The organism is Nostoc sp. (assembly GCF_036919595.1).
In the GTDB taxonomy this organism is placed as follows: domain Bacteria; phylum Cyanobacteriota; class Cyanobacteriia; order Cyanobacteriales; family Nostocaceae; genus Nostoc.
Genome location: NZ_JBALCO010000112.1, coordinates 1 through 10,191, shown reverse-complemented (window position 1 = coordinate 10,191; position 10,191 = coordinate 1). Strand labels below are relative to the sequence as shown.

Genomic DNA, 10,191 nt, shown 5'->3' with positions numbered 1-10,191 from the left:
CAAATGAGTTCGCCGAAATAACAAATGAGTTCGCCGAAATAACAAATGAGTTCGCCGAAATAACAAATGAGTTCGCCGAAATAACAAATGAGTTCACCGAAATAACAAATGAGTTCACCGAAATAACAAATGAGTTCGCCGAAATAACAAATGAGTTTACCGAAATAACAAATGAGTTCGCCGAAATAACAAATGATTTCGCCGAAATAACAAATGCGTTGGCGTAGCCCACCGCAGGCATCGCCAGATTGCAACAATTTAGCTTTGACGCGGGAGCGTAACGCACCCTTCGGCTTGGTGCAGTCGCCTGCTCCGGGAAACCCTACCAAGAGCGCTACTGAACCGCAAATCTTTGGTGGATGAAGTTTTTCCGACTTGTGTGTACACCGTAGCCCACTCCCGACTCAGTTGTAGCTACTAGCTTGACGACTAAACATCAAATGATACTGTCCGCCTAATGCAATGAGTTCGTCATGAGTGCCTACCTCGATAATTTGACCGTGTTCTAGTACTACTACTCGGTCTGCTAGTTTTGCCAAGGCGAGGCGATGGCTGACTACAACGGCTATTCTCCCCTTAGCCAAGGTACGCAAAATGTTGTAAATCTCATGTTCTGTTTTCGGATCAAGGTTCGCTGTTGGCTCGTCAAGGATGAGTAGTTCGGCTGGAGACAGTCGCAACAAAGCACGAGCGATCGCTAACCTCTGCCATTGTCCCCCTGATAGATCAATACCGCCTTCTAGTTGTTTGCCTAAGAGAGTTTCCAAACCGTGATCGAGGTTTTGAATTACTCCAGCCAAACCAGCCTTGGCGATCGCTTCGGTGATAGCGTCGTCATCCTGCATTTTAGGTAAATCCCCAAAGGCAACATTCTCCCGCACGGTAGTCGGAAAACGAGCGTAATCTTGCATAACTACATCAATTCGCGATCGCAAATCTTCTAACGGGAGCGATCAAAAATCCTGCCCATTCCAAATAATCGCACCTTGGCTGGGGTCATAGAGGCGACACAATAGCTTTGCTAAAGTGGTTTTGCCAGCACCATTCTCACCCACTAGTACAATCATCTCGTTGGCGTGAATCGTCAGGTTGATGTTTTTTAGGATTGGGCGTGGTTTACCGCCGTAGGCATCGCTATTGGGATAAGTAAAGGACAGATTTTCGATGTAAATACCTGTCTGTGATACTTCATACTCGGTTGCATTTAGACCTGATAAAGCTTGCCGATGATTCCCATTTCTTTGAAAGTTCCGATTGTTAACAGCTGATTCCCTGACTTCTCCCCATGCCTTTGTTAAAGTTATTGATGCTAGCGATCGCATCACTCACCAAATTCACCAGCAGTGAACCTGCAATACTGGAGAGTAGCAGCGGTTGAGAAAATATCAGGGCGATTGCATTCTGCGTTGTCCCGATGCTTAATAAGCGAGTAATTTCATCAATGATCACCTTGTTGAGCCAAATGGCGATCGCTGGGCTTAAACCACCCACTAATGTCATAATTGTCACGTAGCGTAGCTCCTTTGGAACTACCTGCATTACCGTTGCCACACTTCGGCGATATGCTTTAAATGGATAAATTTCAATTATTTGCATATAGTTTAAAGTAGCAAATAATCGCAAAATTCCCAGACTTTGTGATCTCAATTTCAATGAGTAGCAAATGCGATCGCACTGATATCAAGCTAATAGCAGACATTAGCGATCAAATGTAGATGTCCGCTTTTATTATTCAAATTCACCTCATAACTTTGGAAGTAATTTTATATAATTATTCAACACAGTATTTATACTAGTGTAAAATATTAAGTCTAAATTGATACATAATCTAAAATTTAACATTCAAAATGGCTAAAAGCTTAAGTACTGAACAGCAGCATCGATTACAGCAAATCGGATAATGAGGATAAGCAAGAATCATCTCTTACTTGTCACAATATCAGTAATGCGATCGCACTCTAAGCGAAAAACGCGATCACCTTCCATTAATTTCTCAATAAGCCTCATTAAGAGAGCCAATAATTAGTTAGGAAAATCATATCTTGATCTTCATCAGGATATGATAATTTAAAACCTCATTAGTCATGACATTGTACTGGTTGAGTAAATTAACAACAATCAGAAGTTGATTGTGACCGAACCATCCACACTAAAATACCTAAGACTCGCTCTACTGGGGGAATTAAATATTCAGTTAAATCAATAGTTACAGTGCTGTCTTCCAACTTTAGGAAAGTCCACAGGTTCCCACTAGTAACACTACCGTAGATAGTAGCAATAGGTTTTTCGTATTTGGCATTAAACCTTTGGGAAGCTATCATTTCTGCAATACACTGCCCCAAACCACCTTTAAGATTTTCTTTTTTGGCTTCCACAATCACCACTGCTGGGGCTTCAATAAATAACTGTTCTGGCGAAACGCTAATCAAAAAGTCGCAAAATCCTGCCAGTCCAACTTCTGGTTCAACATTAAATTCTTCTCCAGAAAAAAAACTGATTTGTCTGTTGAGAATTTTTCGGACTTCAAACAATATTGGGCTGATAATCAATTCTGATCTAGCTTTCTCAGAACCCATTGCAATTGCTAACTGGATACTTTCTGCTAAAAATTCAGCCAGTAAGGGACTAGGTGAGATTGGTTCTATAGGAGGTAAAAATCGCCCACCTTCCACTAGGGTGAGGTTAAAGTCTTGTTTTACTTTTCTTAAAGAAAACTCTCTATAGGACATTAAGTTAAGTGTCTCCTAGTGACATCCCCTCTCCGATTCGGAGAGGGGTTGGAGGTGAGGTTATGCCGGATAAATCCGCAATCTTCTATTTGGTTCTTCACCAAAACTATGTGACTTGAGGCGATAATGTTCTACCAACTCATGTTGCATTTTGCGGACTTGCGGAGAACGCGGCAATAACTCGACTGGCTGTCCTTTAGGAATCACAATTTGCTCAACAGCAAGTCTGGCTTCTTCAAGAGCGTCCATCTCATCATCGCTACCACTGTGCAAAAACAGTTGCAGTTCGCGGTCATCAGCCATTTCTGGGTCGTCCATGTTCAGCAACCGCCGCAAACCACGGGTAATTTGGGGAATGGTGCTGGACTTAATCATGTGGATGGGTACATGACGGGCTTTGGCCATTTGGCGTAATTTGGCGTGGTTTTTGACGTGCGATCGCAGTGCTAAAATTGCATCAGCACTATCTATATCTTTTGTCAATACCACAGGTAAAATTAGCACGCTGATTACCTGTTCTAGTTGGTGGCGGCTGACGCCATAGGGGTAAACATGCAGTGGCAAATCTTCACCATTAGGCCCTGGCTGTCTGGTAGCAGCACCTAAATCAATGCTCTCCGAATAATTGAAGGATTCATCCAGCAAACGGTCAAACTCACTCCGCCCAGTCACCCGCTCTACTGGCAATTGCGGCAGTGCTACCATTTGCCCAGATGAACGCCAGCCATTAGACGGTCGCGCCGGTGGGAAAGATTCCTCCACTGTCGCTAGCTGTCCACCGCGACCATTGACAACGGCTAACTGCCTTGTAACCCCAACTTTGCCGTGGTCATCAACAGTTCTCGTTTGTGGGGTAGGCTGACGCCCCCGCAGCAGATTATCTACTGTGTCAGCAACACTTTCGTGTACTGTCCAGCGTTGCCGTTCCAACATTTCCACAGCAATCTCGAAGGTAGGGGGCGCTTTCCGCTCCAAAACAGTCTTTTGAGAACCCCGGCGTCTGGCTTCGTCGTCTCCCAGTGTCACAGCTTGGATACCCCCAACTAAATCAGCAAGGGTGGGGTTTTTAATCAGATTTTCTATCTGATTCCCGTGGGCAGTACCTACCAACTGTACACCCCGTTCAGCAATGGTACGAGCCGCTAAAGCTTCCAGTTCCGTGCCAATTTCATCAATGACAATGACTTCTGGCATATGGTTTTCCACTGCCTCAATCATCACCTGATGCTGTTGTTCTGGATGAGCCACTTGCATCCGCCTAGCGCGACCAATGGCGGGGTGGGCAACATCACCATCCCCAGCTATTTCGTTAGAGGTGTCAATAATCACCACTCGCTTATCCAGTTCATCCGCTAAAACACGGGCAATTTCCCGTAAGGCAGTAGTTTTGCCCACGCCTGGACGCCCTAGCATGAGAATCGATTTACCAGTTTCTACCAAATCGCGGATCATGCCAATGGTTCCGAATACCGCCCGACCAACGCGACAGGTCAAGCCAATAATCTTACCCGTGCGATTGCGGATGGCGCTGATCCGATGCAAAGTTTGCTCAATTCCTGCCCGATTATCTCCGCCAAAGATTCCGACTCGTTGAGTGCAATCATCTATCTGTTCTTGAGTAACGGGTACTTCGCTCAGATACTCAGCTTGATTGGGAAAGCGAGCCTCTGGGCGACGACCCAAATCCAAAACCACTTCTACTAAACTATCTCGTTTGGGATGACTCTCTAGTACTTGTTGCAAATCTTGGGGCAAAATGTCTAATAACTTTTGGAGATCGTCTGTAATCGTCATGCTTTATATGGTGACGGAAACAACAGCAAATGAATACTTTCAGCCTTTAACTGTTCTCAAACGCTCACTTCATGCTCAAACTCCCTACCTTGACTATACGAGCATAAATTTTTAGTATGATTTAATACTCAACATTTATGCTTAACAAATGCTCACTCTCTCAACCTATCGGGGAATGAGGGACAAAAGCATACCTCTATCTTATATCTCTAAAGTTGTTGAAGTAATAGTCTAAGAACTTTCACTACGTGGAACCTACAAAAAAACCCAACCTTTTTAGGGTCGAAGACTAGGTGCGTTACAGTTGTAAACTGATTTACGAATTTTGAACCAGCGCAACCAAAGGGCGAGGAACCGTTGACTGACCAATTTAAGTTTTAGATTTGCGTGCAGGAGAACCCGTTCTGGGTAATTGTCCTGAGCAATAAATTAACGCTCCTGCTGTAACTTGATTTGGGAAACGAGAGAATGGGCAAGTTCTACAGCTTGCCAAAGTAATCGGTCATCTTCTTCTAGGCGAATAATCGCCTTAATATTGATGTTACTTACCTCCTTATTCTCTAATTGATCGAGAATCGGTGACAGCAGTACACGGGCGTAGCTACCGTAGGCGACCCCGGCAATGGAGGCAAGGGAGCAAGGAGCAGGGACTAGGGCTAGGGGTGAAAACTCTTCTCCTCTGCCCCCAGCAAAGGACGCCTCTGCCTCTCTGAGCAGTCCCATTGCCTTTAACTTAGTAACGGTATAGCTATTAGTGCCGCCTGCTAACTGCACATATCCCGGTAATTTAGCTGCCAAAACTTTTTGCCCTAATTTCACCGCGGCTATTGTAGTGCCATCGCCAATATCGCCGCTCATGGGGCGACCGTCGGTTTGCCATATTAAAGCACTCTTGAGTGGGGCAATCAGATCATATATTGCTTTTAGGTAGTCAGTCATCCCATCGCCATCGGGACAGCTGATAGCTAGTAGCTTTAATTGGTCGGCCCACGGTGAAATTGCTTGCCACAATCGCTGAAATTCTGCCAACCGCCCTACTTGTGTATGGATTTCTACGGCATCTACTCCCGTTGACATTATCAATGGCGCGATCGCTCCCGGCGTTGTCACATATGAATATGTATAAATTATACCATAGGGACAAATTGGTATGCAACGACCGCAGCCATAGCACTTTTCGGATGCTACTCCGGAAAAGTCTTCTTTTTTACTGTTAAATATAATTGCTTGTGCCGGACAAATCCGTTCACAGGGTCTAGGACAATCTGTAGGACACTCAGTAGGATTAAATTCCGCTTTCCGAAAATGGGGGTCTTCTCCATCGTTCAGGCTGACCATCAAAAAGGGTGAATTGCCTTTGTAGTTAAAGCCTCGCTTTTGGGCATCTCTAGCAAGAGTTCTAGCTACTTGTAGCGCTGCTTGCGCCGCTGCAATTACTGCTGGATCAGCTGCAACATCTATACAGTCAGCGCCCGCCAAAGTATAGGCTAACGTTAAATTTCTGACTGCCGACAAATCCTGGAAGCTGGCTCCGCAGATCAGTTTGAACCAGTCACCTTGTTTGAGAGATTGTAAAGGGGCGAATAGATCAGTCACACTTACTTGATTTTCCAGTTTCAAAAGCTCTCAACTTGTACAAAAATCTATATTTAACTACAACAATTTTAAAATTTTCACGCAAATAAATGATAAAAAAATTTACTTTGTATTTTTTATTTCAAATAAATGTTAATTTTATTGTGGAAGTATGTTTACCTCATCGCCGATTTGTAAAATTTTTCCGGCTGACGATGGGGGTAATTGGGTATTGACACTCAATCTGTAAAAGTGATTAAAAGGCGATGAAGCAACCCAATCTGGCAAGGTTGCTTGCCTCTGGTTCGCAAAGATTTTTTGAAAGTTTGGGTAAGCTTCACCTAAGTAAGAATCGCGTGTTGGGACTATACAACGCTGACACGGCTTAACCCCAAAAAAGTGGACTTCTCCAACTTGAAAGGAAAATAAATTACCTTGTTCACTAAATAGCTGATCTTCCCAAAATGCTGGTACACCATCAATCTCAATGTTGGCACGCATCCGACGGCGCATTTCATCTACACTTAAACCAGGAAACCAAGAAGCTACCTCTGCCAACGTTGCTGTACTAATTACCGTTGAACCTGGTGCAGATGTATCGTCAGGAAAGCCCATCAGAGAGTTTTGCCTCAATGTGACAGCAAACCCAAAAAAATCACTCAAAGTTGCTTCTAGCGCTTGCTGTTCATCATCTAGATGAAAAATTTGTTGTAAGTCGCCGCCTGGGATTTGTAGCGAGATAGTTCTATTGAAGAGTGCAAATTGCGCCCTTAGTAAATGGATTTTAGCATGACGCTTGGCATTGACAAATTTACCCTGTTCGTCAAAAATGGCAAACTCACGGTCATACTGTAGTGCGCCACTGGCAAGAACTCCAGCGTTCTCAACTTCAACACCATCCAGTGACTTAACTGGATACACTAAAATCTTGGCTAGGTAAGGCATCATAGCAATTTTGAATTTTAGATTTTGCGAAAAGTTGTAAGGAGAGCCACTGCGTTGCGCGGGTTAAGAGCGTTGTAACAAGTCCCTCCGTAGCAAACTTTTCAAGACAAATTTTGGATTAAAGATTGGTGATTTAGAAGTTCCCAATCTAAAATTCTTTTGTTACTTACCCAGCTTAGTAATATTGTTAATTTATGGATATAGTGGCGATTTATCTATTCCTCCAACATGATTTAGAGGCCAGAAGCGAACTACAGCCCGTCCAATAATATTCTGCCGGGGGACAACACCCCAGCAGCGGCCATCATAACTATTGTTACGATTGTCACCTAGTACTAAGTATGAATCGGCTGGTATAGTCTGGAGTTTCGCCAAAAAAGGTGGTTGTGGCCCTGATTGACAAACATCAATTACCGTACTCTGCCCAGAACTGAGGTAATTGGCTTCTGAGAGGGGTTTGTTGTTGATATAGACTTTGCCATCTCTAAGTTGTACTTTTTCTCCAGGTAAGCCAATTACCCGTTTAATAAAAGCATCCTGGTATTGTTCTTTCTGTAGTTCTTTGGTAGGTGAAAATACTACAATATCTCCCCTCTGCGGGTCAGCAAATTTATATTTCAACTTATCGACAATGATTTTGTCTGCCTCCCACTGGTTTGGCGTACCATGCAGAGTCGGTTCCATCGATCCAGAAGGAATCCAGCGTGCTTCAGCAACAAATGTACGAATTCCCAGAGCTAGAACAATGCTCAATACAATTGTTCTACCTAGCTCTGCGATCCAAGAATTATCAGGTTGTTGACTAGAATTGTTATCAGGCACTTGATTTTGCATGAAATTACTTAACTGAACGAAAGATGTAGGTGATCAACTCGCCTAGTGAGACTTTATTTGTTAATCTTAACGGGAAAACTTTAATTTCCTAATCATGTTCGCATCTTGACTACCAATTTTAGATTGTGGATTTGAGATTTTGGATTGGGGGTGTCTCTTATGGATCATGACTCGCCTTTGGTGGGTGAAACCAATGTAAAATCCCCAAGCCGCATCCCTTCTACGGTACAGTCAATACAAAATCTTAAATCTAAAATCAAAAATTGATTGACGGGCTTCTTCATAAATTAAAAATAAACTTTTTTTTAACACACAGCAAAAATTGGTTACTCTGATCGCGAATAAGTTTAATCTAAAAGCATGGTTCTCTGTAATACATAGCTCCCTGTCTGAACAAAGTTAACTTTATGTCATCCCCACAAAATTTACTGATTCGCCGCGCTCGTATAATTCTACCCAATGGTGAACTGATGATTGGGGATGTGTTGACGCGCGATCGCCAAATAGTCGAAGTTGCCCCAGAAATCTCCCAAACAGCACTAGCCACTGAAATTGACGCACAAGGGTTAACTTTGTTGCCAGGAGTTATCGATCCGCAGGTGCATTTTCGAGAACCTGGACTAGAACATAAGGAAGATTTATTCACCGCCAGTTGTGCCTGTGCTAAAGGCGGAGTCACTTCTTTTTTAGAAATGCCCAATACGCGCCCCCTGACGACGACACAGCAGGCTTTAGACGACAAGTTAGAACGTTCCTCCCACAAGTGCTTGGTTAATTATGGCTTTTTTATTGGGGCAACAGCAGAGAATCTCCCAGATTTACTTTTGACAAAGCCAACACCAGGAATTAAGATTTTCATGGGGTCGATGCATGGTCAGTTGCTGGTTGATGGTGAAACAGCCCTCTCGACGATATTTGCTAAAGGTTCGCGCTTGATTGCCGTTCATGCCGAAGACCAAGCTAGAATCAACCAACGACGCCAAGAATTTGCCAACATCCACGATCCAGCTGTTCACTCGCAAATTCAAGACAATCAAGCGGCCTTGCTTGCAACCCAACTGGCATTAAAACTTTCTCAAAAATATCAACGTCGTCTGCATATTCTGCACATGTCAACTGCCGAGGAAGCAGATTTGCTGCGTCAGGAGAAACCTAGTTGGGTAACAGCAGAGGTGACACCACAGCATTTGTTGTTGAATACTAGTGCTTATGAGAAAATTGGTACATTAGCACAGATGAATCCACCTTTGCGATCGCCCCACGATAACGAAGTTCTCTGGCAAGCTTTGCGCGATGGCGTGATTGATTTCATCGCTACAGATCACGCGCCGCACACTTTAGAAGAAAAAGCTCAAGAATACCCCAATAGTCCTTCAGGAATGCCTGGGGTGGAAACTTCCCTAGCTTTAATGTTAACTGCGGCGATGGAGGGAAAGTGTACTGTTGCTCAAGTTGTGAACTGGATGTCTAAAGCTGTAGCTGTGGCCTATGGTATTCCCAATAAAGGAGCGATCGCACCTGGTTACGATGCCGATTTAGTGCTTGTAGATTTAAACACATACCGTCCAGTCAGGCGGGAGGAACTTTTAACCAAGTGCCGTTGGAGTCCCTTTGAAGGCTGGAACCTCACCGGCTGGGCTACAACCACCATTGTCGGTGGTGAGATAGTTTATGACAAAGGCCAGGTAAATACGCAAGTCCGGGGTCAAGCTTTAACTTTCTTATAGCAAATATTTATTTAAGCTTACGTAATACACAAATAATTATACATCGAAGTCATACTTTAACTGGCAAGATTTTCATCTACCAGAGTTAAGGTTAGTAGTCTGTCAAGTTTAAATTGATGGGTAAGCAAGTTCGTACTTAGGACTTTAGTCCTAATTTTCTAAGTATTAAAGTGCTTACTACAAACCCTCAAAACTAGCTTGACAAAGTACTAAACCTTGCTTGATTAATTAACTTGTCACTTTATCCGCAATCGCGACTTGAAACCTTAAATTTATTAGTATCTTATGTAAAAAACAGTTTTTGTACCTGCGGCCACTCTCAATACAGTTCAGATCAGAAAACCCCCACTTCCATTTCCCCCCTCTCTAAAGAGTAAATGGAGGAAAATAGCCCCCTTTCCCAGGGAAAGCAGTGCATTGCAAAATAATTCTGAGCGTTAGCTTTTGGTACTCAGAACTTTGGAGAGTTGCTTCGCTTGTTGTACTTCAAAGGGGGAGCATCCAGTTTTGGAAGATTTACCACTTATGGGAAAATTTAAAGGGAAATAACCCTGTGCGATCGCTGACAATGAACCAAGAGAAAGAAG

The 10,191-nt window shown here is 43.5% G+C and carries 9 protein-coding genes and 2 pseudogenes; 3 read left to right on the top strand and 8 right to left on the bottom strand.

The window, feature by feature from the left end:
- A pseudogene (locus V7K21_RS17265) lies at positions 1–227 on the top strand (hypothetical protein); the annotation flags it as partial.
- Positions 214–363 carry a hypothetical protein gene (locus V7K21_RS17260; protein WP_335176250.1) on the top strand — a complete coding sequence of 50 codons (150 nt, stop codon included), beginning with the start codon at positions 214–216 and terminating at the stop codon, positions 361–363. The pseudogene V7K21_RS17265 and the gene V7K21_RS17260, both read left to right, overlap by 14 nt.
- A 41-nt stretch (positions 364–404) precedes the next feature.
- Here V7K21_RS17260 and V7K21_RS17255 read toward each other — a convergent pair whose 3' ends face one another.
- The 8 genes and pseudogenes from V7K21_RS17255 to lepB form a co-directional block, all read right to left on the bottom strand.
- Complete coding sequence (locus V7K21_RS17255) at positions 405–680, bottom strand: hypothetical protein (protein WP_335176256.1); 276 nt, start codon at positions 678–680, stop codon at positions 405–407.
- Positions 681–692: 12 nt separating this feature from the next.
- Positions 693–1,322 (bottom strand): annotated as a pseudogene (locus tag V7K21_RS30790) (ATP-binding cassette domain-containing protein); the annotation flags it as partial.
- Positions 1,258–1,596: a hypothetical protein gene (locus V7K21_RS17245; protein WP_335176248.1), complete on the bottom strand. Its 339-nt coding sequence runs from the start codon at positions 1,594–1,596 to the stop codon at positions 1,258–1,260. The gene V7K21_RS17245 and the pseudogene V7K21_RS30790, both read right to left, overlap by 65 nt.
- 512 nt (positions 1,597–2,108) lie before the next feature.
- Positions 2,109–2,729: a hypothetical protein gene (locus V7K21_RS17240; protein ID WP_335176246.1), complete on the bottom strand. Its 621-nt coding sequence runs from the start codon at positions 2,727–2,729 to the stop codon at positions 2,109–2,111.
- A gap of 60 nt (positions 2,730–2,789) precedes the next feature.
- On the bottom strand, positions 2,790–4,523 hold the full coding sequence (locus V7K21_RS17235; protein ID WP_335176244.1) for a R3H domain-containing nucleic acid-binding protein: 1,734 nt from the start codon (positions 4,521–4,523) through the stop codon (positions 2,790–2,792).
- A gap of 429 nt (positions 4,524–4,952) precedes the next feature.
- Entirely contained in the window at positions 4,953–6,119 is a 1,167-nt protein-coding gene (gene ldpA / locus V7K21_RS17230; protein ID WP_335176242.1) for a circadian clock protein LdpA, read from the bottom strand.
- 138 nt (positions 6,120–6,257) lie between these two features.
- On the bottom strand, positions 6,258–7,043 hold the full coding sequence (locus V7K21_RS17225; protein ID WP_335176254.1) for an MOSC domain-containing protein: 786 nt from the start codon (positions 7,041–7,043) through the stop codon (positions 6,258–6,260).
- 192 nt (positions 7,044–7,235) lie between these two features.
- Positions 7,236–7,877 (bottom strand): signal peptidase I, encoded by a 642-nt coding sequence (gene lepB / locus V7K21_RS17220; protein ID WP_335029056.1) that lies wholly within the window; start codon positions 7,875–7,877, stop codon positions 7,236–7,238.
- Between the two features lie 407 nt (positions 7,878–8,284).
- Between lepB and V7K21_RS17215 the strand changes: the two genes are divergently transcribed.
- On the top strand, positions 8,285–9,604 hold the full coding sequence (locus V7K21_RS17215; protein WP_335176240.1) for a dihydroorotase: 1,320 nt from the start codon (positions 8,285–8,287) through the stop codon (positions 9,602–9,604).
- The last annotated feature ends 587 nt before the right edge of the window (positions 9,605–10,191 follow it).

Bases quoted from the DNA above. Each gene is read 5' to 3' on its own strand.
- lepB (WP_335029056.1), bottom strand. From the start codon at position 7,877: ATGCAAAATCAAGTGCCTGATAACAATTCTAGTCAACAACCTGATAAT.
- V7K21_RS17240 (WP_335176246.1), bottom strand. From the start codon at position 2,729: ATGTCCTATAGAGAGTTTTCTTTAAGAAAAGTAAAACAAGACTTTAAC.
- V7K21_RS17225 (WP_335176254.1), bottom strand. From the start codon at position 7,043: ATGCCTTACCTAGCCAAGATTTTAGTGTATCCAGTTAAGTCACTGGAT.
- V7K21_RS17235 (WP_335176244.1), bottom strand. From the start codon at position 4,523: ATGACGATTACAGACGATCTCCAAAAGTTATTAGACATTTTGCCCCAA.
- V7K21_RS17215 (WP_335176240.1), top strand. From the start codon at position 8,285: ATGTCATCCCCACAAAATTTACTGATTCGCCGCGCTCGTATAATTCTA.
- V7K21_RS17245 (WP_335176248.1), bottom strand. From the start codon at position 1,596: ATGCAAATAATTGAAATTTATCCATTTAAAGCATATCGCCGAAGTGTG.
- V7K21_RS17260 (WP_335176250.1), top strand. From the start codon at position 214: ATGCGTTGGCGTAGCCCACCGCAGGCATCGCCAGATTGCAACAATTTA.